This window comes from Paenibacillus amylolyticus (assembly GCF_003719335.1).
Lineage (GTDB): Bacteria > Bacillota > Bacilli > Paenibacillales > Paenibacillaceae > Paenibacillus > Paenibacillus amylolyticus_D.
Window position 1 is genome coordinate 653,534 of the sequence record NZ_RIAS01000001.1, and the last position, 24,109, is coordinate 677,642.

Consider the following 24,109-nt stretch of genomic DNA (forward strand, 5'->3'; position numbering starts at 1 on the left):
CTCTCCTCCTGCTCATATGATGGCTATCCTGCTCTAGCTTTTCTCTTGAATCAGCTTCCAGACAGGAGCTGTTAACGACGATTTGTCATGTCGAACGTAATGGGATGCAAGGCCACGGATCGGATCACCTGCATAAAACTTTTCATATAAAAGATGTCTTGCGCCGAGCGGACTGCCGATGAGATCCCAGGCCAGCTTGAACAGCTCCACTTTTTTCTCAGCACTTACTGCAGCTCCTTCAAAATACAAATGCATAAGTTCGGATATCGGACCGTAGAAGTCCTCAATCCCGGAAGGAGTCTGAACAAAGCCACCTGCGCCAACTTGTTGAAGTATCTCGACAGCCCGTGGATAATATTTGGTTCCCAAATTTCGCGCCGTCTCCACATACGTTAGATCAGGAACGAGCACGCCTGCCGCATCAGGCACGGCTTTGGCCTCCGCTGCAATAATCAGTGCCTTGATCACGTCAATCTGTGTCAGCAGCTCCCCCAGTTTCTCTTGAATATGCAAAAATCCGGTTACGCCAATCGACTCAGCCACCGCAAACGCCACCCCTGTGACAAATTCCAGCTTGGCTACAAAGCGCACGACATTTTGGTGAAATGCCAGTCCATTGGCCGTACGGTTCCCGCGAAGTTTCAGCACCTTGTCAGAATCTCCGTAGAGAAGCACCCTTTCCCAAGGAATCAGAACATCATCGAAAAAAAGGACGGCATCCATCTCATCGTATCGTGCACTGAGTGGATGGTTGCGTTCTCGGGCATCAGCAAACGACTCCCTGCACACAATATGCAGTCCTGGTGAATTCGCGGGTACGATCAGGACATGAGCATGTTTCTGATGCCGGGTCTGAAATTGCAGAAACGAAAAGATGAGAAAATCATGCGTATACGGTGCACCCGTTGCAATCATTTTGGCTCCCCTGACCACAATGCCTTCAGAAGTTTCCTTCACCACATGGAGAAATCGCTCGGCGATCCGCTGATCATCCAGCCCGCTAGAACGATCAATCTGGGGATCAATGATCGCTGTCGTCAGAAAGAGGTCTCGGTCTCTGGCCTCGTGGTAATAGGTACTGATTTTGTCCACGAATCGCGGGTCCAGTTCGGATAATTCGTGCCGGGCAGCATACCACCCGGTGATTATGGAACGGGCATAGTCAGATAACCGGCTCATCATGCCACTGGTACTAGAAGACCAGACCGCAAAGGACTGACTGCGCTTGTTCAGCTCGGCTGCTGTATACGGAATGAGAAATGAGCTGTGTACGTATCGTTCCTGTCCATCGGGAGCAAAGCCTACCTGCTTCCGTTGAAGAGGATCATCGAGCATGTTAAACAGCTGCCTGATGGTGGACAGCGTGCCTTTAAAAGCCGCATGCTCAGAAATATTCCTGACCTGCTGCCCCTCGAGCCAGACACATCGTCCATCCTTCAGACTGGAAATGAAAGTGTCTCCCCTCAAAATATCACCCCTTGCTCAAATTTTATTTTTCCGATTGATTTGCTTTGTTTTATTGTTTATCATAGCTAATATCCATTGGAGTGCAACAATCAATCATCCAAGTTTTGACGGTTACCAAACACTAATCCTTGATCTGTTGGGCAACGTCAAAATAAACTACAATTTGGCTTCATCTGGAGGTGGCTGAATTGTAAGCTCATTCCCATAGACTTATTAAATACGGATCTAGACGGTGTTGTTTAACCAACAATTCATCCCAATTTGTTGTATTCGAGGTGATATAAGTGAATGAATCCCGAAGCATAGACCGAAGAATTCACAGAACTCGTGTCATGATCTCCGAAGCCTTTTTGACCATTATGGCGAAGCAAAATTACCCGGACATCAGTGTCGTAGACATCGCAGAACAAGCCAACATCAACCGCTCAACGTTCTATGCCCACTTTATAGACAAGGAGGATTTGCTGGATACCATTGTAAACGAGAAATTCCAGTTGCTGGACGATGTGCTCAAGGAACGTGGTGCTGCCATCGATGTGCTTCCCTCATTTGCCGAGCCTGACCCGATCTTTGAGGTCTTGTTTGAACACATCTTTGAACATGATGAGTTCTACCGCGTTATGCTGCTGATCAATCCTGTTGGCAATTTCAGTACCAGGTTGAACGAGGTGATTAAAGCTCACTTTTTCCAACGGATAACTCGAATCGGACTAAATCAAAAGGTTCAGGTGCCGCTGGACATTTTACTGGATCATCTCAGCTTCTCCACCACCGGAATCATTCATAAATGGCTAGAAAACAACAAAATTTACTCTCCCCATCATATGGCTTTGCAGCTTACCCGCCTTGCCCGACTAGGTGCGTACACCGCGATGGGTGCTCAGGGTCAGGAAACACATTAACCCATTCCTGACGCAGCCTGACTACATCAAAAAATGAACTTCTTTTGGACATGGGAAGAACCCCCATCATGAGTAAACGTAGTTTTTTCTACTGCCTACGATAATGGGAGTGTATCAGAGATTCAGAGATTGGACTTTTCCTCCTTGCGTTATATCGCGTAAACCGACGCGCGTATTCCTTTCCTGTTACATCTTCGTTTTTTTAAAGCTGATCCATGATCGGTATATCAAAACAGCTCCGTCTGATCCACCTGTGCCTCAATCCGCTCCAGCGTCCCAGGGGCTTTATTCCGGAATAGTATTCATGGGAAAAGCTCCTGACGTGATGAGTCTGTCTCATTGCATACATATACGAAAAAGGACCACCTTTCTTCCTAACGAAAGGCCGCCCTTCTAATCTTAAACACATACATTAGTTCACATCTATTTCTGCTTATAAAACTCATGGTACAGCTTCATCAACGCGCGTTTCTCGATCCGCGAAACATAACTGCGTGAAATGCCAAGCTCCTTGGCAATCTCGCGCTGCGTGCGCTCTTCTCCGCCAGCTTCCAGGCCAAAGCGGCCAATGACGACTTCTTTCTCCCGATCATCCAAAATGTCAAGATTACGATAAATCTTGCTTTTCTCAATTTTCAGTTGCACGCGATCTACCACATCATCCGCCTCGGTGCCGAGGATATCAATTAATGTAATTTCATTTCCTTCTTTATCCGTCCCAATGGGGTCATGCAGGGATACGTCTTTTCGTGTTTTTTTCAGGGATCTGAGATGCATCAGGATTTCGTTTTCAATACATCTCGCTGCAAATGTAGCAAGCTTTGTGCCTTTGCCTTGCTGAAAGCTTTCGATAGCTTTGATCAATCCAATCGTTCCAATTGAAATCAGGTCTTCCTGATCTTCTCCGGTATTGTCAAACTTCTTGACGATATGCGCCACAAGACGCAGATTGTGTTCAATGAGCAGATTGCGCGAGTGGGCATTACCTTCAGCCATGAGGCGCAGGTGTTTGGCTTCGTCATCCTCAGCGAGCGGCTGAGGAAACGCATTGTTTTTGACATACGAAACGAGTAACGTTAATTCTTTGATGAACAGGGCTATTGCGGTAAACAATCCGGGCACAGATGACACCTCCTGCAGTTTTACAACGATCTGGCCTGAGCACATAAGGGAACAGGGTCGATCTATTGTATGTGGGCAGAGGCCTAGAAGTGCACGTACCATTAAATCCGCACCAAAATAAACACGTTACACGCTCACCGTTACAACTGAACCCACTCTCTCCAGCAGCAAAAACTCTTTCTCCACACTTTCAATAAAATAGGTTCTCTCCCCAAACAAAATCACATCATGCTGCACCAGCGGAACTTCGCTTTTAAAATAGATAACGTTATCCGTTTCCCGAAATGCACCTTTATAATAAAACATCGTAATTGGTTCCTCCTCTTTCATGAAACTACCTATGTACGTCTCATCTTATACTATACTGTTTACCCTTCCGATCTGAATCTGTTACACCCAAAATACATAAAGCCTCAGGCCATGTACAAGACATGCCTGAGGCTGATGCTCATCCGAACGCTCCCATCTTAACGCTACACTCTTATTAGAGAATAGTGTGGATGGCACGTTCAGATGATTACTTTTGGATGGGAGCTAGTGTACTATTTAAAAATGCGTTGCGAGAACTGATAAAGGCCACTGTTCCAAACTTTTGGCTCATGTCCGCCAACATCTTGATACCAAATGTGTGGAACGTTCATACTGCTGAGACCATTTTTAAAGTTCTGGCTCACCCACAACAAGCCATCACTTCCTCCGCAGGAAATCCAGAGCAATTTCAGTTTGCTGGCTGCCTGTCCAGGATTCGTGATCAATTGGTTCACAGGCTTCGTATTCGGCGCTGCCGAGAAGGCACCTACATAAGCGAACGTATCCAGATTCTTCAATCCAAAGTTGAGAGATTGTCCGCCACCCATGGACAGACCAGCAAGTGCACGATTGTTCTTATCTTTATAGACGGGATAGTTTCTCTCAATGTGAGGGATGAGATCCTTGAGCAAATCTTGCTCGAACCGTTCAAACGCGGCGACCTTATCCGGTGCATAAATATCACCTATCGGGCGGTCATCCTTCATCGCACGGCCATTCGGCATAACCACGATCATCTGCGACAGTTTGCCCTCAGAATACAGGTTGTCCAGAATGTTCTTCGGTTTCATTGCATTAGCCCACTCGTACTCATCCCCGCCAATACCATGCAGGAGGTACAGCACGCTATACTTTTTATTAGGTGAATATCCAGGCGGCGTGTACACCATCGCTTTCCGTGCATTGCCAACCGTCGTAGAATTATAGGTAATGAGGTTCATATTCCCATGCGGAATGTTATTGCGGTAGCCATCATACCCCGGTGGTGCCGGTACAACCGGCGTTGAATTTAGAGTATTGTTTACCTCATTGTTGGAAGCATTGGTAGATTCATATGCAGTGTTCTGAGCAGAAATTTCGCTAGATTCCGTGGCAGACGCCATCGTTGGAGCAAGCATAGCAACAACCATAGAAAGACTTAAAAGGATAGAAATACGTTTCTTCATTCACTTTTCTCCTCTCAATTGGGTTAATCACAAGCAATACCTCTGTCATGAAAGCCCTTACAAATAAATCCACCACCTCCCTTCCGTCATACGCAATGCGGGTAGAATACGTTGAAAATTGTAGATTAAACTTGATTTCTCTTTTTAAAATTACTTATATAGTATATTTAAACTTATTTATCCATTTTTTGCAACTATATTCGACACTTTATATCTACGCGTAATCTACCTTTATATAAAAGCAAAGAATTCACGCTTCTCTTTTCTAACAAACCTCACTATAAAAAAATGTAAATTACTGTTGTTAAATTGAATATTTTACCTTATTATAATCTCAAACAAGGAGGTGTCTATACCAATTCACACTTTTTTCTCGTTTTTTCTTCCTTCAAGGCATTTTATTTCACCAAGTCAGGCGGCATGATTGATTGTTCTGCAAACCAACTATTTCTTGGGAGGGAAATGATTGTGAACAAACTTCGCTCATCTATTCAAAAGACATGGGCCTCATTTTTGGTTTTCACGTTATTGCTGCCTTTACTTGTCGGCCTTTGGCCTACCAATGCCTACTCTGCTTCTAACAACGAGGGAAAACTATACATAACAGCCGACAATGAATTTTCACTTTTTGTAAACGGCAAACAAGCAGGTAAAGGGGATGACTGGACCAAAGCGTATACGTTCCCTGTCCCCATTCAACCGGGTACAAATGTGATTGCGGTTCAAGCCAAGGACTGGGGTTCGTACGCCGGACTGCTGGCAGATCTCAGTTATGAAGATGAAAATTTGGTTACCGACTTCAACTGGAAAGTATCTGAACGATACGTTGAGGGTTGGGAACAACCTAGATTCGATGATACATCCTGGGCACGTGCTTCCGATCTTGGACGTTATGGCATTGACCCGTGGAGACAAATCCAAGGTATGCCGGAAGAAACAAGTGCACGTTGGATCTGGGCAGGCAAAACAAATGTGGATGCCCCCATTGCGGAAGCTTATTTCCGCATTACATTTACCATTTCGGAAGACGGCCTGGGGGTCAGTAATCCGATTACATCCTCCGGTCAGTTTGAACAGGTCGATTACCAATTAAAACCGACGCAACCTATGCCATCTTCCATTGTACAAAAACTACCCGTCGTTAATTCCGTCTTCGAAACGGTGGAAGAAAAAGGTTCAATCGAACTGAATTCCCGAGAAGCCGCTCAGATTGGAAACCTGCTTTCACCTGGTCAGATTTTTCTGGATGAGTCCTCCGCCAGGGCAATCAAAGTGGCTAGCACCAGCAAAAGCAAAGATGGATTACTGGTGGATTACACTACACCTGGTGTAGATGAACTGTTTGATTATTATGATATTCCTGAGCAGGAAGTTTCTTTGGAAGAGCGAAATATTGTCATGCCTGATCTGGATATGGTGCTGGAAAGCAATGAACGGCCCGGAGCATCCTCCCTATCTGATGAGCAGACAAACATGGATCAAGAGATCAAACATTTCAACATTGATAACACGCTCCAGCAAGAGGCTAATCTCTCTAATCCAGATTTTCAGACCAATGAAGCCCTTACAGCCGCTACTCCTACGGACCTGAGTGGCATCATATTAGATCAAAGTGATGAAACTTCGATTCATGAGAATGACGAAACCTTGATCCATGAGGGTGAAGAAGCTTCCGCAGGTTTGAATCAAGCAAATTCCGCAGACATTACTGAAGCAAACGCCATTGATATGAATGAACTTATTCGCACCGCTGGAGCAGGTGATTTTGCCACTTGTAAAAAATCGGGCAACGAGTTTGTCTGTGATTTCAAAAAAGTGCTTGTGAATCAACAAAATGCAAACGGTAACAAAGTTTACGTTGAAGCGGGCGGCAAACTTACATTGATCGCACCCAAAGTAACGGGAAAATACGGTTTCTGGGGAAAATACGATCTGAAATTCACAGCAGGCGAGAAAGCGAACGTCTACATTAAAGGCGACGCCAAATTCAAAAAAGAAGTTAAAGTGCCGATTATGGGCTTCAATATCGGTGCAGGTAGTCTGGGCTCCGTATCCGTTGGGGTATTCCTTGTCATTGGTATCGATGGCAATGTCACATTTGAATTCCAAGTGGATCAGGGGTATACCGTAACTTTAGGAGTAAAAGGTAAAACACGGGCCTATATTCCTGTACAAATCAAGCCTTACAGCAATGTGAGCCGTTATCTTACCGTCACACATAAAATTGAAGGACAAGTCACGGCTTGGGCAGGAGCCAAAGCCGAAGTGAGTTTGAAAATTGCAGGCAAAAAAATATTAGAGGTCAGTGTGTTCGCAGGCATTGAGGCCACAGGAAAGTGGACAAGCAGCAACAGCGTTCCAAGTACCATGTCCCTTACCATTGATGCGCTTGTGAAAGGAGAAGGGGCTGTATTTAATAAGTCCTTCAAACTCTTTGAGCTACGCTGGAACCTCGTAAGACTGGTGAAAAACCCTACAAATCCGGGAACCGGGCAGAACCTGGCGAGAAATGCTACCGTAACGGCATCCTCCACCTATCCAGGGTACTCCACAGCCCGAATCAATGATGGCGACCGTAACACGGCACTCGGGGAAAGCTATAGCTGGGCAAATAATCGTAATTCGTCATTACCGCAATATGTCATTCTTGATCTGCCTGCATCCAGTTCCATCCAGCGAATCGATCTATACACAACCAAGGGTTATGTCCTTGCCAACTACGACCTGCAATACTGGAATGGTTCAAGCTGGGTAAATCTCGTTCAAGTCACAGGCAACCAGGAAACGACACGATCACATACTTTTGCAGCCGTTAACACCTCCAAGGTACGTGTCGTCGCTAGCAAAGGGCCTTCACATCAGCCAACCTATGTTCGAATTAACGAGCTTGAAATCTATTAATATAAAGTACAAAAAAACCTCAGTTTTCTTGTTTCTAACAAGAGACTGAGGTTTTCTTCATTGTCATTAGTCCATCGATGGTAATCTAATGTACCGATACGGGACGAATAGCATCTGCACCTTCAGGCGAAGATTTCTTATCCTGCTTAAAGAAACTGAGTAAAAGTCCAAGCAATCCAAGTGCTGCAATTACTGCAGCATAGATTGGCACTGAGATCAGCCCTGTATGTGTAATAGCGAATCCGCCGAGATAAGCCCCCGCCGCATTCCCCAGATTAAACGCAGAGTGACTGGATGTCGTCGCCAGTAGCGGAGCTTCACGCGTCATATTCATAATGCGAAGCTGCAGTCCTGGCATAATGCCAAAGGCTGCGACCCCCCAGAAGAAGATCGTGATTACGGCCAACACCGGATTGTGCAGCGTCAGCGTTAATGCAGCAAGCAATACTGCAAGAATGCCAAAGTTTACAATAAGCGAAGGCATAAGCTTCCAGTCCGCCAGACGACCACCAGCCATATTCCCTAGTGTAACACCGAAGCCAAACAACACCAGAATCCAGGTTACACTCTGCTCCGCAAAGCCGCTAATATCAACCAGCATCGGCGTAATGTAGGTGAAAACTGCAAACAAACTTCCGCAACCCAGCGCTCCGATTAGAAGCACGAGCAATACCTGTGGACGGATCAGATTGCGGAACTGTTGTCCCAGGTTAGCTGGTGTACCTTGCGGAATAACCGGGATAAAACGAATAATCCCAAACAGTGAAATAATGCCCAGAATTGTGATCGCGCCAAAAGAGGAACGCCAGCCGAGCTGTTGACCGATAAATGTACCAAATGGAACACCGATAATATTGGCGATGGTCAGTCCCGCAAGCACTACCGACACCGCTCCCGCCCTCCGGTCTGGTGTTACAAGCTTGGTAGCCATGATTGAACCTACACCAAGGAACGTACCGTGAGCAAATGCCGTCAGAATACGTGCCGAGATGAGCAGCCCATAGGTGGGTGCAATGACAGATAACGCGTTACCCAAGATGAAAATACACATCAGTAGCACCAATAGTTTTTTCTGCGGAATCTTGTGCGTGAATACAGTTAGAATGGGAGCGCCGACGGCTACACCGAGTGCATATCCCGTAATTAGTTGTCCCGCCTGTGGTATGCTGACGTTAAGATCCGTTGCCACATTAGGCAACAAACCCATAATAATAAATTCAGTCATGCCAATGGCGAAAGCTCCAATCGTCAAGCATAACAGTGACAAAGGAAACGGTTTTCGTTTACCAGACTCTGGAGTCTGTGACGTACTCGCGGATGCTGCCTTTTCACCCGCCGTAGGTTCTAAGGAATGTTCTGTCTTACTCATGATGTTTTCTCTTCTCCTGTCCTTCATGTATCTATTGTTTTACGCTAAGCTCTTTCTCTCCATGTTCTATGATGTTCTATGATCTTCTCTTCATTTCATCTCTTGTTACCTGCCTAACATACGATCCGTAAGCCTGGACTTCCTACTTCCTACTTCTCCTGCGCGGCGCTGCCCGATGCTTTTAGCCATAATGCCTCATTTAACTGATCAAACGTATCTCTCATCGCCAGCTTGTCCTGCCAATACGATGGAATCCCACTTCGCCCGTAATATGCACCCGCTATCTGTCCATAGACAGCACCGGTTGTATCTGCATCATCTCCCAGATTAACGGCAAGCAATACGCCATCTGAAAAACTGGATGACTTGTTGAACGCCCAGAGCGCGGCTTCCAGAGAACGAACCACATACCCACTGCCTTGAATCTCGGGTGGTTCTTTACGCCCATATGATCCCATAACCACTTCTTCGATGGCAGGTGAAAAAGAACTCCCTTGCTCCGTCCGCCAGCGCTTCATCGTCTCTGGAGATAACATTGCGGCCTTGTCTGCTCCTCGGAATCCCGCCACAAGAATAGCTGCCAGCACTTCGCAGGCCTCTTCACTTTCCGTCGCTGCATGTGTTGTCCGCGAACTCAGCCCTGCGTAGCGAACCGCCTCCGACGGTTGAAGCGCATAAGCCATGGCAACTGGAGCAAGTCTCATGATAGAGCCATTCCCGGCAGTCATGGGGTCAGTTGATCCACTGTAGGCTTCACCGGTTCGAGCAAATCGTTCCAGTGCGCTTCGCGTAGCTCCACCAATATCAAAACAATCTCCAGTACTGCTCATATAACCGATCTTATACCAATTCGTATAGCGGCGCATCTGATCAGCGGGATCAAAATTAGGCTGACGCACCAGACTTTCCGCCAAACAAAGAGCCATAGAGGTATCGTCAGTCCATTCTCCGGCTTTTAATCCAAACACTCCGCCGCCTACCATATCTGTAACAGGCTCGAAGGTGCCCGGACTGCTGAATTCAACGGTTGTTCCTAGCGCATCTCCTACTGCAAGCCCGATCAAACTGCCCTCAAAACGATCTCTTTGCAACATGTTGTCTTCCTCCTTCACATCACTTATCTAACAGGCAATTCATGGCCTCATTGTGCTTCCTCAATTAAATTTACAAACCCCATTCTCTCCTACCCAGCTTTACAGGCTCATTCTCTTATTTTCCCACATGCGCTGATCTGGCGTAAAGCCAATTAAACCAAACACGCTGAATCATTCCTTCTATTATAAACGTGTCGAAAGCTGTTGAATGATCAAATCCAATCCATTTTCATAAAAAAATATTATTTTATTTGTGCTGAAAAAAAAGTTCATCCAGTATATCGCTTACATGCAACGGGCTTAACGGTTTGCGAGGAATGATACTTTCTGAAAACAGATCACATATATGAAAATTTTCAATGTAAACATTCATAACACACTTGACCCTATTCTTCGTCCTATGATACGGTTTTATTAGTTCGAACGCATATTTTTTCCCAGATTAATATTCATTTTCAGCTTTTCGCGTCAACTAATGTTCCGCATGTTAATGAATATACGGGAATTTATTTGCAGAAAGTTTACAAAATGAAATGATTTATTTTTCAAACCCAACGCAAATTCTGAAAACAGGAGGAACAAATGTATGATTAAGGCACTGATTTTTGACTTCGATGGAACAATTATTGACACAGAGACAGCGTGGTATATTGCATTTCGTGATGCGTACAAAGAACATGGTGTTGATCTGACACTTGAGATGTATTCTGAGTGCATTGGTACCAGTCTCAAAACCTTCAATCCGTACGAGTACCTCATCACAGATTTGAACCTTCCGATTGATCGGGATGCGTTCAGGGAATCGATTCAATTGCAACATGCTGCATTAATGAACAAAGAAAAGGTTCGCCCAGGTATACAGGAATATTTGGAACAAGCAAGCAAAGCCGGTATAAAGCTCGCTGTAGCTTCCAGTTCCAAACGTGAATGGGTAGAGCAACATCTGGAGCAACTGAAATTAAAAGACTATTTTGAAGTGATTCGCACGGCAGATGATGTTGCCAATGTAAAGCCCGATCCGGAACTGTACAATCATGCACTTGAAGCCCTTGGAGTAACTCCAGACGAGGCCGTAGCCATTGAGGACTCACCTAACGGCGCGCGTGCAGCTGCTGCTGCGGGTATGCATTGCGTTGTCATCTCGAATACCATCACTGGAACGTTGGAATTCGATATGCCTCACCAGCGGCTATCCTGCCTGACCGACCTGCAATTTAACGATTTGATCTCGAAGCCACTCGTCACCACCGTGTAAGGTCTGAACGAATTTCGTCATCCAATCTTAAAGGGGGAGTTCACACATGAAAGCTGTACATTTTGGTGCGGGCAATATAGGCCGCGGGTTTATCGGTCATATGTTGTCCGCTTCCAACTATGACGTCTGCTTTGTCGCTCGTAACCCAAAGAATATATCGTTGCTTCAACAGAGGCAAGAGTATCCGATCACTCTTGCCAATAACGAACAGGATACAACTATTGTAAACAACGTAACCGCGATTAACGTAAACGAGCAGCATCGTGTCGCGGAAGAGATTGCATCCGCTGATCTCATTACAACAGCAGTAGGTGTATCTGCCTTAGGGGATATCGCCGAACCGATTGCAAAAGGCATCTATCTGCGCATGAAAGCCAATAATCATAATCCTCTGCACATTATCGCTTGTGAAAATGCGATTGGCGGGAGCACCCGGCTGAAAAAACGTATCTATCCTTTTCTGGATGAGTCCACCCGTGCCAAAGCCGAACGTTTTGTTTCATTCCCCAATGCAGCTGTGGACCGGATTGTTCCGGCTCAGAACCACGAAGACCCGCTGCAGGTCACGGTTGAACCTTTTTATGAATGGGTCGTTCACCGCCCGGCAATGCTGGATGGGTTTAAAGAAATCGAGGGCGTTCACTATGTTGATTCACTGGAACCTTATATTGAGCGCAAAATGTTTACGGTCAACACGGGCCATTGTGTCGCCGCATACTTCGGTTACCTCGCAGGCTTGAAGACCATTCGGCAGGTTATGAGCAACACGGCTCTTCGCGCCAAGGTACGTTATGTCATGGAAGAGACGGGAGCTATGCTGATCCGTAAACACGGTTTCAACGCTGATAAACATCAAAAATATATCGATACCATATTGGGACGGTTCGCCAACCCCAATCTCACCGACCAAGTAACACGGGTCGCTCGTTCTCCACTTCGCAAGCTTTCACCTCATGACCGGCTTGTTCGCCCAGCGATGCAGGCCAGTGAATTCGGAATCGCTATTCCTCACTTAACCTCCGCGATGGCGGCCGCTATGCTGTTTGATAACAAAAGCGATGAGGAAGCCATGAAGCTGCAACGTTATATCCGTGAAGATGGACTCTCTCCTTTTATCCGCGAACGTATGGGCATTCCCGAAGAACATGTCCTTCATCATCACATCATCACCCGTTATGAAGAGCTTCAAGGGCACAAGGTACTTACCTGAGCTTGAGCTCAGTCTGTGGATCGACCATGTCCGTTGACCAACAACATCATGAACACGGCAAACAGCCGGGAGGAACTTGTGCTTGGTCCTGTTCCTTCCGGCTCTGCTATGTTTCTTTTTCAAAATACCCTATGCTTTAAGATCTGCTCACCTGCTCACCCTCTCTCCGTCAACAGCAAAACAGCGCATCCCCTCTGATCAGGAGACACGCTGCCCACAGCTATTGCTTTATTCATTCTTAATGGAATTCACCGATGCATATACCATAGGCAGGAACCCTTCGGAAGGTTCACCCACTGGCGCATCAATGTGGAAAATGAATCCATTGCCGTCCAGTTCTTTGACGATGAAATATTGCGTTTTCTTCCCATTCTGAGACATCATAAATAGTCTTGCATCTTTCATCGGCCCATTGCTGAGCTGCTCAGGCGTTAATTCTTTGACTTCTCCCACCTCGGACAACTCCGCCTTCGCGTCCATCTTTAAATAATCCAGATTAAAGTCGGAAGGTAGCTTTTCGATCTCTACCTTGTATCCAGGATCAATCTTCATCGTTAACTCATGGTCTTCTGCATCAAAAGCCATCGGCTCAAAGATATATAACGAATACCCTTTAGTCTGTACCAGAGTTACTGGCCGCTTCTCCGTGATTCCCTCTACCGTCACTTCCAGCTCTGACGATTGTGGACGTTCTGATGTAACGATGTTTCCCGCCCCAGTACCGGTTTCATTGTCATCCGCAGATGCAATTTTAGTAATACCAGTGAGTACCAGTTGTTTGGTTGATGCATCCACCGTTTTTTCTACATATTTGAAACGAACCGAATCCTCATCATCGATATCGTCCAGTAATTTCTGCATATCCTCGCCCACCTGAAAAGACATCGCTTTATCCTTTACACGAATCTCAACCGTGTGCGGGTCCGCCCAACCCGTCAGAATGCCCTCTGTTTCAATGACATCCCTTTCCTCGGGCTTCTGTTCCGGAACTGGCGATGTTTCCTTTGTATTGTTCACAGATGGTTGAAGTGTAGGCGCGCTACTCCCGCAAGCCACAAGCGAGAATCCCATGAGCAGAACCACTAATGTAGTGCTGACCTTTGCCCTATTCCTTTTTCGCATATGAACACCTCCGTTAGCTTAAACGCAATGCTGCTTGTCCATGTTGCTACATCCATTGAACCAGCGATGCTTCACACTACGATCAATCCAGGTAGCAGAGCACCCTTTCAATCGCTGATTTGTGCAAAGACGATTCGTTCTATTTATATAGCTTCTTATAATATCTACTTACACGGGAATCAGGTAGCTCAATCACGCATAAACGGTATTCAAAGGCCAACTCTCCAGCTTAACCCGCTTGATCCAGCTTGACCAATTGCGCATTCGCAGCGTTGAATGCTTGCGTCTGCAAGTTGAATTGTTTGCGTACTTCCGCAAGCTTGGCGTATTCTTCATTACGTGTACGGATGGCACGTTTGATTTTAACCAGATTCGGCTTAACATTTGCTCGCATGAGCCCGTACAGTTGTTCCTCAGCATTCAGGCTATGCTCATATGAAACTACAAATAGCTCAAAGGTTTTGGCTCTTGCCTCGTATTGATCCAGCACTTTACCTGCATGAGCAAGCGTCTCTTCCTTCTCAATAGTAAGCTCCTTCAGAGAACTGCGCAGTGCTTCAATTTTCTTTCCTGTGTCCTGCATAACCTTCCCCGTCTGTTCAAGCAACGCTCGACGTTCCTTAATATCAGCCTCTGCTTGATCAAGCAATGCTTCGATATTGCTGTTCTTTTTCTTGCCTTTGCTTAAAATGGTTTTGTATAATTCCATATCCTCTGCTTCATAACGTGTCAAAGCCTTCAGGCTTTTCTCGATCTCCTGACCGCTCTGCACCAAACGATTTACCTGATTGGCCGCAGGCTCCTGCGGCTCTCCACACCCGCTAAGTAAAAGCATCAGCAATAGGCTGCATACTGCAAGTGTAATTTTTTTGCTCGTGATTAACATGTGTTCTCCCTCTCTTGCCATAACCATTAAAGGTCCATCATTATGCTCTTCTCATGTACATACTACACCCGGCGTCATCTTGTAACATACAACGGTTACTATGCGCCATTTATCGTTCACAGACGGGTATCCCCACTAAAATTGGCGACCCAGTGTGCGCTCGGATCATACACCTCGAATTCGTAACCCCGTTCTTCAAGCAGCTTCATAATGCGCGGCAGCGCCTGCACAGTCTGTTCCCGTTCGTGCATCAAAATAACTTCCTTATCCCTGTGCACACTGTTGCTCACTCGGGCTACGATTTTATCCGGCTGACCGGGAAGGTTCCAGTCCAGGGAATCTGTCGTCCAGTCCCACATTTTGAAACCCGCCGCTGCAATGTCTCCCCTGAATGATTCGCCAATTTGCGGACTGCTTCCGTATGGAGCGCGGATGAGATACGGTGTGTATCCGATCAGTTTCTCGACCATTTTCTGTTCCTTTTTGAACTCATTCACAAAGTTCGCCGAGCTTCCGCTCTTATAGAGCTTGTTATAGTTATGTGTCATGCTGTGTAATCCAGGGTAACTGCCTTCCTTCACCAAACGTTTCACCGCATCCGGATGTTCATTCAACTGCCGCCCAATCATGAAAAACGTTGCCTTCGCTTCATGTTGTTTTAAAATATCAAGCAATTGATCTGTATATTGACTTGGCCCATCATCAAATGTTATGTACACCACTTTTCGAACCTGACCCATAAATCGTGCCGGCTCCTCTTTCGCCTCCGGTGTGGCCTGAATCATCCCCAGTTTGGCAGGTTGCTCAATGACAGCAATAGGAGGTGGTGCCAATACCGTTTTCATCCAATGAGTCATACCGATAAACACATATGTCAAGCCCGCAACAAACACAAGCAAGAGCATGATCGCCACGCTCAATCTGCCGTAGCGGATTTTCCTTCTTTTATGAGTTTGTTTTCGACTGACACTGCGAATCGCATTTCCATACTCTCGCGTTGTTTCTTGTTGTACTCTCACGACCTAGCCACTTCCCAACTGTCTTTTTTTCCCGATGAATGGAATATTATATCGATTCACGTCTCTATATAGAAGATTAATAGAAAAACCGTCCCTGTGAATGACAGAATAGTTACAAGCTCGGTTACAATCTACTTATCTCTTTTCCATGTTTCTCTAGCTCCTGATATGCAACTGAATTCATGCCTGCTATTGATCTTCCCTGCGCTGACCTTCTCCTGTATAATGAGGTGATTTAGGTTATCTATTTACAAGAAGGAGCTACACCTATGACAAGCATGAACCGTGCCGGCAGATCCATCTATTTGTTATTTTTTGTTGGCATTATTGCCATTTCTTTCTCTTCTATTTTTGTACGCTGGTCTGACGCAGATGTTGCGGTCATTGCCATGTATCGTCTGTTTCTAACCAATGTGCTCATGCTGCCTTTCGTTTGGCCACACAGGCATGAGATGCTTCGTCTGAATGTTCGCCAGTGGATCTTGTTACTAGCTTCAGGCGTGATGCTTGCGCTACACTTCCTGCTCTGGATGGGATCACTGAGATTAACCAGTGTCGCCAGTTCCACCGTCATCCTTGCTCTGGAGCCAATCCTGATTCTTGCTGGGTCGGTGTGGTTGTTTAAAGCCAAAATTAACCGCATGATGCTCATCGGCATGGGTATTGCGCTGTTCGGGTCAATCATTATTGGTGCAGGAGATTTTCAGGTGGCGGGTACTGCTTTGCAGGGAGATATTTTATCGTTACTTGGCACGATGGCAGTGGCTGTGCATATGTTGCTGGGTCAATTTTTGCGAACAGGTCTCAGTGCATTCTCGTATAATTTCTGGGTGTTTCTTGTCGCTGCCTGTACGTTCGCGGTGTACAATCTGTTCATGGGGCATCCGTTCGGCGGGTATGCGGCTTCGGAGTGGGGGATTTTCCTGCTACTGGCCATCGTCCCTACCATCTTTGGACATTACCTCTTCAACTGGTTGCTGCAATACATGAATGCTACCACCGTATCTATGGGTGTTCTCGGAGAGCCTGTATTCTCATCCTTGCTGGCTTGGGTGCTGCTGGGTGAGGCACTGAGTACACTTCAAATGTCGGCAGGTGTCGTGATCCTGTTCGGGGTGTGGATCTTCATTCGGTATGGCAAAACCAAACCCCAGCCCATTCCGGCTGATGCGCCGATCGCGGCTACGGTTCCCGTTGAACCGAAGACGGTGTAGATGTTTTAATGGCTTAATGATTTAATGATTTAACCCTGTTTTCTATGAAACTTGTACCGATGAAAAATGAAAGTACCCGGTCAGGTCTGCCAGCCGCAGACCCCGACTATATAACTTGAACCATTACATATGAAGGCGGTGTGTTGTTATGAAAAATATTGTATCCATGCGCTGGCTGCTCGCCAGAATGTACGAAACCGATGTTGCCATCGTGGATTGCCGCTTCCTGCTGGGGCAACCCGATGCCGGACGTGAAGCCTATGAAGCCGGACATATCCCAGGGGCTGTCTACCTTGATCTGGAAAAGGATCTTTCCGCTCCGGTCACCGAGCACGGCGGACGCCATCCACTTCCTGATCCGGCTGTTCTGTCAAACCGCCTCGCCAAAGCAGGCATCAGCTCTAACAGCCGCATCATTGCCTATGATGATCAAGGCGGCATGAATGCATCACGTTTGTGGTGGCTGCTCCGCTACTTGGGACATGAGCAAGTCTATGTCATGGATGAGAGTTTCTCGGCTTGGCAGAATGCCAAGTTCCCGGTGACAACAGACGTGCCGGTACAGATTCCGTCTTCGTTCGAGTGGAGTTTGCATCCGCAGATGCTGGCGAGTGTAGAGGATGTGCAACAAGCATCGGCAAGCGGCAGCGCCGTGCTCATCGACTCCCGCGATGCCCGCCGCTATGCAGGGCTGGAGGAACCGATCGATGCCAAGGCCGGACACATTCCGGGGGCTGTGAACTATTTTTGGAAAGACGTGCTTGGTGCAGATGGTCGCTGGTCTGGTGTTGGCGCGCTTGAGGAGCGGTTCGCGAAGCTGGGGAAAGACGATGCGATTATTGTATACTGCGGATCAGGCGTCTCCGCCTGCCCGAACGTGATTGCGCTGGAGGAAGCGGGATACACGAATGTGAGGCTGTATTCCGGAAGCTGGAGCGACTGGATCAGTTATGAGGAGAATGCGGTGGCTACCGGGGAAGTCTGACTTTGAATAATGACGGCTCGAATAGGTAAAATACACCTAGCTTGAGATATGCAAAAACACCAGGATAGGCTTGAAAGCTCATCGTGGTGTTTTTGATGTATCTAAGTATTTACCTCAATACTCCACACCGGAGTAAATATTTACTGTACAGATACATTGCAAATGTGAGCAACAGGATAAAGATATCAAATATTGAAACGAACGTCCCTAGGGGGTGCTGTGAGATGGCTACACCGAGTGCAATATCCCTAGACAATACGGTACCATTGGGTATGAGAATTGCTGTATACAGACGTATCCACCGTTCAACGAGCGTGGTGACGCAACCTTTATTTTTCCCACGACCGGATACGACGGTATCCAGCTCTCAGTGCCCATACTTGTATAGGGTTGTCACATTTCGGGATAAGAATATATGAAATATAAATCGATAAGTCCTACTGCTCATTGCGTGAGAGATAATTCATGTGTCATAATCCGCTCTGCCATTTCCTCGGCTTGCAGCACCGCAGACAACGGGTCGGAGAGAAAATACCTATTCCAATCAAGGTTAATAATCCGGCAGTGATCTGTCTCGATCGATTTCTGCCATGGTTTGACTGTAGATTGCTCATCAGACCCATGACTTGGACCGTTATCCAACACTAACAGGTAGTCCTCCAGATACCCACCTACCGCACTCCGCACCACATCCAGGTATTCCAGGCCTGGCTCCAGCAGTTCCTGGCGAACCTTGGCTGCTGGCTTCAAGTTCAATAACCCGTAGGCTGCCTTACCTCCACGAGTCCCCGTATCTCCCACAAGGGTAATATGTTCTCCCCAATTTGGATCAATGACCGTAAATGTCTTCTCTGTGGAGAACTTGTCCGTGATCGTTTGTCGTATAGAATGTACTCTTCGCCCGTATTCCTTAATCCATGTTTCGGCTTCTATATGGCGATTCAGAATACGCCCCATCTCACGGACCCCCTCCTCGACAGAGCCGTACCCACTCCCTCCATAGACAACTGTAGGTGCAATCCGGGCATAGGAAGCGTTGGCAGCATGATTCCAGGTGATAATCAGATCCGGTTCCAGTTCAACCACCTTTTCAATCGAGATAAAATTGTGATTGCCGATATCCTGTACTTGATCACAGATATAAGGCCCCAGCATTTGGTTGCTTTCAATGAGTGAATGCGGTGCTCCAAGAGGTGTCACACCCAGTGCCAGCACTTCTCCCAAATGCCAGTCCACGACAACACGACTAGGTTTTTCAGGTATCCTAATCTCGCCTGAGCCTGTGGCAAACATCCGAGTTCTGGCTCCTGGCACGGCAGACGCCGAGGACTTCCTCGCTTGAACTCCTGTCAGGTCTGTATTCTCTTGAGCTGGCCGAGTTTGATTAGCTTCAACTAAGGATACCGTTCGTTGGCTCCATTCCGAATAATGACTTTTCTGAAGAGCGTGTGGCTGGAATATATTCGGGGTTGAATTCGGAATGCTACTGTCTCGACGTTTTCTGTAATCGCCCGGAGAAACCCCGTAATGTTTTTTGAAATAGCGACTTAGTGTATAACCGTTCTCATAGCCTACTCTCTCTGCGATTTCCTGTAAGGTTCCTTTCGTGCTTACCAGCAGTTTCAACGCCTGTTCCATCCGAATCTGTGACAGTACACGACTGGGACTTGTGTTCAATTGAAGCTGAAACAATTGGTTCAGATACCTCGGACTGCAATCCAGCATGTCAGCTACCTGTTCCATTTTGAGTGGTTCCCCGTAGTGACGAGTCAGATATCGCACCGCCTGATCTACCCGATCCAGCTTCGTACGGTTCTTTCTCTGCTCTTGCATTTGTTTCAGCATCTCGGCGAGCCATTGGTAGAATAATGCCTTGGTTTGAATCCGGCCTGCTGACTGTAGTTCATTCCACTGTCTGTATATCAATTGCATGATTTCAATTAAAGGCAATGGATGCATTGGTTCAAACCCGAAACTTACTTGCAGAGAATCTGACCCAGTATTGGTTAAGGAACTTTCTGTATTTGCCTTCTCTGGCTCTAATGACGAATAAGACAACATATGTATTTCCATCGGACTCTTAACCAGACAATCCAGACGCGTTCCTTTGGAGGCGTGCAGAATATAAGTTCCTTTAATCTGATGCATCGCTTGCCCAAGCAGGATCTTTCCCTTGCCATTCGTAACTAATAAAAAAGCATTCGAGGGAAGCGTCCACGTACTAGGATCTTTACTGATGTTAACGGTCATGATTCGAATATCCAGTAATCGGATTGTTATATGCTCCCATAATGCCCCGTATTCTTCTATGTTCATCGTCATGGTCCTTTCTTTATTTCTCGTTACCATCCAAAGCTTTGCCTCATCATATATGATAACCATTCTCAATTCAACCTGTCGATTGAGTTCTGAAATGGTTATGCTTTCGCTTCCGAATCGGTTATTGTGCAATCGCAAGTTTCCCTCTAGAGTTATATTAAATGAAAATCATTATCAATTAGAAAGAGGGGTCGTCATTTTGTTTAAGAAAGCTTGGTATCGTATATCCCTGCCTGTTTTGCTGTTCATGGTCATATTCATGAGTGGTTGTACCCGGAACGAGGCAGTGGGGCCAGCCGCGACAGAAACAGAAAACACCGCGCCACAGACAAGAACACTCTCCACAATGATGGGAGACGTCACTGTACCCCTCACTCCGGAGCGGGTTGTCGTCGACTGGAATATAGGACATGTGCTGGCTGTCGGCGTAACACCTGTTGGTGTACCGAGCAGCCTGCTGGATTATGGCATGTTCCTGCGTGATAAACTTGTGGATAGCGCGGATTTGGGTAACCATAGTGAGGTTTCACTTGAGAAAATGGTAGAGTTGGAACCGGATCTGATTATCACATGGGACCAGGAGAAATTTCAGACCTATTCCAAAATAGCTCCGACTGTTGTATTCGTACCCGATCAGTATGATTCCATGGAAGCCGAGGTGACCGCCATGGGCGAGATTCTGAATCGCGAAGCAGAAGCCATTGCGTGGAACGAATCGTTTAGTCAACGGATTGCAGCGGCTCAGGCCAAAATCAAAGGTGTAATTCCGGCCGATGCCACCTTCACCGTTGCCGATTTTAACTTTTTGAAGAACCCAGCCATTATCGGCAACAGTGCCAATCGTGGTGGAAGAGCAACCTATGAATTGCTAGGACTGACTCCGGCACCCAAGGTGAAGTCCGATATTCTGGACCAAGGTAAAGAAAACCTGGAAGCTAGCGCAGAGGTGTTCGGAGAGTACGTGGGTGATTACCTGCTGATGATGGTTACAGAAGGCACAAAGGATCATTCCCTGTTGCCTAACGTATGGGACAACCTGCCTGCGGTGCAGAACAACCATATCTTCAAACTGGATATCCATAAATATTTCACCGCTGATCCCTACACCTCCATTCTACAAGCCGAAGAGATCGCAGATCGACTCGCAAGTGGGCAGACTGAGCTGAATTAGAGCAAGTCTATAAATCTATTGAAAGTTTACAATTGAAAAGAGGAACTGAAGGCCAATTAAGATTTCCTGAGTTCCTTACGAAATCGCCTGTCCATTCGCCAAGAACGGCAATCCAGATTTCAACACTTTTTATCAAGCTCAAAAAACAGTACACAAACAGCGCCCACCAGAATGATTCAGGTAGCGCTGTCTTTATTCTCACCTGCACAATGGGGATGGACACCAGCACAAGACAACTCCTCATTAGAAATCGAGTCCAGACATAATCATCGTATAACACACCATGTGTTTGCTTTAAGACCTCCGTACATAATCATTTAGACCCAATGATTGCTCCATTTAATCAGCATGTGTGTCCTTAAAGAGTCTGAATTAACAATAAGCACTTCCCCTTTCCCCTGCATCCAAAATTCTGTGGCGAATATCCTTCAGCTGAATGTTCGCATAATCCCATAGCAGTAAATGATCCTCTTTCATCACGGTTGTCTACTCGCGCGTGAAACAATGCTCTAAACGGGATTTTGTTGCCGGGTGAGGCATATAAATCATAACTCGCTGATCTGGTTCGTTTGGGAATTGAAGGGTGACATGCTCAAATTCAATAACTCCAAAAGTGGGGTGCAAAAGCTTCTTGTAGCCGTCAAGGGAGCCTGGCACTTCATGATACTGCCACATCCTTGTAAAATCAGCACTTGTCCTCTTCAGATCTTCAATTAACTTGTCGAATGAATCATCGTTCAGATAACGTGCTCTTGCCGTTCTAAACTCAGCAATCATTCTTCGTGAGACACTTTCCCAATCCTCCGATCCTTCTTTCCACATAGGGTCGGTAAATTGGCGCCACATCAAGTTATAATCATGCGGGGGTGACACCCTATTAATCATAAATACAGCATCTGCCGCTTTATTCCAAGCTAAAAAAACCCCACTTTTTCCCGATGACATAGGCCGGATTAGGATTCAATTCATTCAGCATATCCTGAATGGATGGGCTGATTTTCTCTTCAATGATAGTTGATTGAGGAGGCAGTGATTCTCCAGCAAGCAGAAAGAGATGTCTTCGCTCATTGGGTGTCAGCTTGAGTGCTGAAGCCAAGCTTTCCAGTACACCTACCGACGGACGAATATCACGACCTTGCTCAAGGCGCGTGTACCATGAGAGTCCTATATTAGCGATCCCAGCGACCTCCTCTCGCCGCAAGCCTCGTGTGCGACGACGATTGCCAGGCAAAAGGCCAACATCAAGGGGAGAAACTGAGGATCGTAAATCTCTTAAGAAATTACCTAGCGCTAAACGGCGCTCACTGTCGTTCAATTAAAACCTCCCCCTTATCCTATCACTTGCAAACCTACCATCAAGCAGGTTCTCGTGACCATGTAGTAGTCAAAGTATACTGAAGGCAGTTGATGAGATCAACAATTCTAGGCAAGGAGAATGAATATGACAACCATTGCAGGACAAATGTTGGCGAACAAGGTAGTAATGATTACAGGTGCGGGGCGAGGCATTGGAGCTGAGGCAGCAAGGCTGTTTGTACAGCAAGGAGCTTCTGTGATGCTCGTCGCGAGGACAGAGTCTGAATTGCGTAAAGTCAGGAATGAAATTGTGACATCGGGTGGAGATGCTGCATATTTCACAGCCGAGCTGTCAGATGCAGGCAATGTTGAAGAAGCTGTTAAAGCTACAGTGGAACGATATGGCCGTCTTGATGCTGCTTTTAATAACGCAGGTATCGGAGTCACGTACGGGTGAAGGGAAAAATGCCTCGCTCTTCATTGCATTCCCTGCTCATGAGGCCCGCTATATCAAAATAGTTCAGACCGGAACGGATTCTCACTGGTGGTCTGTAGCTGAAATCGCAGTTTATACCGCTGATCAGACGCCTTGGACACCCGGGGAACAGGATGAGCTGCTGCCTACGGAACTGGATCGGACGTCTTGGACAGCTAAAGCTTCCACGTCTGAAGACGTTAGCGCACTGCTGGACGATAATCTGAACTCACGCTGGACCTCTGCATCCGGACAACAAGCAGACCAGTGGATTCAGATCGATCTGGGAAGCATCCAGAATTTCAGCCGGTTAACTATGGACTCAGGCAGCAGTACCAATGACTATGCCCGCAGTTTTACAATCGTCACTTCAACGGATGGCGAGCAATGGAATTCGGTTTCAGAAGCTGTGGGAACAGATTCTTTAATCTCAGTGACATTCACGAACCAGAAGGCACGATATGTCAAAATTGCTTTGACTACGGACAATGCTGAGTGGTGGTGGTCTATTGCTGAATTGAAGCTGTACCATTGATACGCTGAATTAAAAAAACATCAATTTTACGCAGAATTAAAAAATCATTAATCATTAATCTAAGGATTTAAATATCGTTCGTGTAACCACCTCTCTCCCTCAATTTTACGGAACAGGGGTGGTTTTTTGGTAATCACCCGCTTCTACATGTAATAAGCAGTTATCTCGAATTAAATACGTATTTTCAAATCACGAATACGAACGGCGGCAAAACACACTGAATATCCGCCTAAGCAACTTTAGAGACCAGCATATGCTTCTTTGCGCTGTTCCCGAGATCAAAATATTGGAA

At 46.4% G+C, this 24,109-nt stretch carries 21 protein-coding genes and 1 pseudogene; 9 read left to right on the forward strand and 13 right to left on the reverse strand.

Annotated features, from left to right (window positions below; all coding sequences use genetic code 11):
- Window positions 1-33: 33 nt before the first annotated feature.
- Complete coding sequence (locus tag EC604_RS02905) at window positions 34-1,467, reverse strand: 4-hydroxyphenylacetate 3-hydroxylase family protein (protein WP_123062652.1); 1,434 nt, start codon at window positions 1,465-1,467, stop codon at window positions 34-36.
- Window positions 1,468-1,751: 284 nt separating this feature from the next.
- Here EC604_RS02905 and EC604_RS02910 point away from each other — a divergent pair, with 284 nt between their 5' ends.
- Window positions 1,752-2,369 (forward strand): TetR/AcrR family transcriptional regulator, encoded by a 618-nt coding sequence (locus tag EC604_RS02910; protein ID WP_123062653.1) that lies wholly within the window; start codon window positions 1,752-1,754, stop codon window positions 2,367-2,369.
- A gap of 423 nt (window positions 2,370-2,792) precedes the next feature.
- Here the strand turns inward: EC604_RS02910 and sigK are convergent, their stop codons facing one another.
- The 3 genes from sigK to EC604_RS02925 all read right to left on the reverse strand — a co-directional run bounded on the left by sigK (window position 2,793) and on the right by EC604_RS02925 (window position 4,741).
- Window positions 2,793-3,491, reverse strand: a complete 699-nt coding sequence (gene sigK, locus EC604_RS02915; RefSeq protein ID WP_090915017.1) for an RNA polymerase sporulation sigma factor SigK — start codon at window positions 3,489-3,491, stop codon at window positions 2,793-2,795.
- Between the two features lie 126 nt (window positions 3,492-3,617).
- Window positions 3,618-3,797, reverse strand: a complete 180-nt coding sequence (locus EC604_RS02920) for a hypothetical protein (RefSeq protein ID WP_123062654.1) — start codon at window positions 3,795-3,797, stop codon at window positions 3,618-3,620.
- A 236-nt stretch (window positions 3,798-4,033) separates the two neighbouring features.
- A complete protein-coding gene (locus EC604_RS02925; protein ID WP_429349979.1) occupies window positions 4,034-4,741 on the reverse strand; it encodes an alpha/beta hydrolase in 708 nt (235 codons plus the stop codon).
- Between the two features lie 693 nt (window positions 4,742-5,434).
- Here EC604_RS02925 and EC604_RS02930 point away from each other — a divergent pair.
- Window positions 5,435-7,867 (forward strand): hypothetical protein, encoded by a 2,433-nt coding sequence (locus tag EC604_RS02930; RefSeq protein WP_151458035.1) that lies wholly within the window; start codon window positions 5,435-5,437, stop codon window positions 7,865-7,867.
- A gap of 85 nt (window positions 7,868-7,952) precedes the next feature.
- Here the strand turns inward: EC604_RS02930 and EC604_RS02935 are convergent, their stop codons facing one another.
- Together EC604_RS02935 and EC604_RS02940 are read right to left on the reverse strand one after the other, a co-directional pair.
- Window positions 7,953-9,236: an MFS transporter gene (locus EC604_RS02935; RefSeq protein ID WP_240036619.1), complete on the reverse strand. Its 1,284-nt coding sequence runs from the start codon at window positions 9,234-9,236 to the stop codon at window positions 7,953-7,955.
- A 149-nt stretch (window positions 9,237-9,385) separates the two neighbouring features.
- Complete coding sequence (locus tag EC604_RS02940) at window positions 9,386-10,330, reverse strand: ADP-ribosylglycohydrolase family protein (RefSeq protein ID WP_123062657.1); 945 nt, start codon at window positions 10,328-10,330, stop codon at window positions 9,386-9,388.
- Between the two features lie 586 nt (window positions 10,331-10,916).
- Between EC604_RS02940 and EC604_RS02945 the strand changes: the two genes are divergently transcribed.
- Together EC604_RS02945 and EC604_RS02950 are read left to right on the forward strand one after the other, a co-directional pair.
- A complete protein-coding gene (locus EC604_RS02945) occupies window positions 10,917-11,585 on the forward strand; it encodes an HAD family hydrolase (protein ID WP_123062658.1) in 669 nt (222 codons plus the stop codon).
- Between the two features lie 46 nt (window positions 11,586-11,631).
- Window positions 11,632-12,795 carry a mannitol-1-phosphate 5-dehydrogenase gene (locus EC604_RS02950; RefSeq protein WP_123062659.1) on the forward strand — a complete coding sequence of 388 codons (1,164 nt, stop codon included), beginning with the start codon at window positions 11,632-11,634 and terminating at the stop codon, window positions 12,793-12,795.
- A gap of 228 nt (window positions 12,796-13,023) precedes the next feature.
- Here EC604_RS02950 and EC604_RS02955 read toward each other — a convergent pair whose 3' ends face one another.
- From EC604_RS02955 to EC604_RS02965, 3 genes are all read right to left on the reverse strand, one after another.
- Entirely contained in the window at window positions 13,024-13,917 is an 894-nt protein-coding gene (locus tag EC604_RS02955) for a hypothetical protein (protein ID WP_123062660.1), read from the reverse strand.
- A gap of 229 nt (window positions 13,918-14,146) precedes the next feature.
- Window positions 14,147-14,824: a YkyA family protein gene (locus tag EC604_RS02960; RefSeq protein WP_161556838.1), complete on the reverse strand. Its 678-nt coding sequence runs from the start codon at window positions 14,822-14,824 to the stop codon at window positions 14,147-14,149.
- 95 nt (window positions 14,825-14,919) lie between these two features.
- Window positions 14,920-15,822: a polysaccharide deacetylase family protein gene (locus EC604_RS02965; RefSeq protein ID WP_240036620.1), complete on the reverse strand. Its 903-nt coding sequence runs from the start codon at window positions 15,820-15,822 to the stop codon at window positions 14,920-14,922.
- A gap of 269 nt (window positions 15,823-16,091) precedes the next feature.
- Between EC604_RS02965 and EC604_RS02970 the strand changes: the two genes are divergently transcribed.
- Both EC604_RS02970 and EC604_RS02975 read left to right on the forward strand, forming a co-directional pair.
- On the forward strand, window positions 16,092-17,036 hold the full coding sequence (locus EC604_RS02970) for a DMT family transporter (RefSeq protein ID WP_123062662.1): 945 nt from the start codon (window positions 16,092-16,094) through the stop codon (window positions 17,034-17,036).
- Between the two features lie 148 nt (window positions 17,037-17,184).
- Window positions 17,185-18,021: a sulfurtransferase gene (locus tag EC604_RS02975; protein WP_123062663.1), complete on the forward strand. Its 837-nt coding sequence runs from the start codon at window positions 17,185-17,187 to the stop codon at window positions 18,019-18,021.
- Between the two features lie 199 nt (window positions 18,022-18,220).
- Here the strand turns inward: EC604_RS02975 and EC604_RS30945 are convergent.
- Together EC604_RS30945 and EC604_RS02980 are read right to left on the reverse strand one after the other, a co-directional pair.
- A pseudogene (locus EC604_RS30945) lies at window positions 18,221-18,388 on the reverse strand (IS30 family transposase); the annotation flags it as partial.
- 77 nt (window positions 18,389-18,465) lie between these two features.
- Window positions 18,466-20,337, reverse strand: coding sequence for a helix-turn-helix domain-containing protein (locus EC604_RS02980; protein WP_161556839.1), 1,872 nt, complete (start codon window positions 20,335-20,337; stop codon window positions 18,466-18,468).
- A gap of 202 nt (window positions 20,338-20,539) precedes the next feature.
- Here EC604_RS02980 and EC604_RS02985 point away from each other — a divergent pair, with 202 nt between their 5' ends.
- Window positions 20,540-21,511 (forward strand): ABC transporter substrate-binding protein, encoded by a 972-nt coding sequence (locus EC604_RS02985; protein ID WP_161556840.1) that lies wholly within the window; start codon window positions 20,540-20,542, stop codon window positions 21,509-21,511.
- A gap of 486 nt (window positions 21,512-21,997) precedes the next feature.
- Here the strand turns inward: EC604_RS02985 and EC604_RS30230 are convergent, their stop codons facing one another.
- Window positions 21,998-22,456 carry a hypothetical protein gene (locus EC604_RS30230; protein ID WP_205127905.1) on the reverse strand — a complete coding sequence of 153 codons (459 nt, stop codon included), beginning with the start codon at window positions 22,454-22,456 and terminating at the stop codon, window positions 21,998-22,000.
- Complete coding sequence (locus EC604_RS30235; RefSeq protein ID WP_205127906.1) at window positions 22,416-22,826, reverse strand: helix-turn-helix domain-containing protein; 411 nt, start codon at window positions 22,824-22,826, stop codon at window positions 22,416-22,418. The genes EC604_RS30230 and EC604_RS30235 overlap by 41 nt, the downstream gene beginning before the upstream one ends.
- A gap of 126 nt (window positions 22,827-22,952) precedes the next feature.
- Between EC604_RS30235 and EC604_RS03000 the strand changes: the two genes are divergently transcribed.
- The gene (locus EC604_RS03000; RefSeq protein WP_123062667.1) at window positions 22,953-23,264 is read left to right on the forward strand and encodes an SDR family NAD(P)-dependent oxidoreductase; all 312 of its coding nucleotides are present in this window, start codon (window positions 22,953-22,955) and stop codon (window positions 23,262-23,264) included.
- On the forward strand, window positions 23,209-23,817 hold the full coding sequence (locus EC604_RS03005) for a discoidin domain-containing protein (RefSeq protein WP_205127907.1): 609 nt from the start codon (window positions 23,209-23,211) through the stop codon (window positions 23,815-23,817). Before EC604_RS03000 ends, EC604_RS03005 begins: the two co-directional genes overlap by 56 nt.
- The last annotated feature ends 292 nt before the right edge of the window (window positions 23,818-24,109 follow it).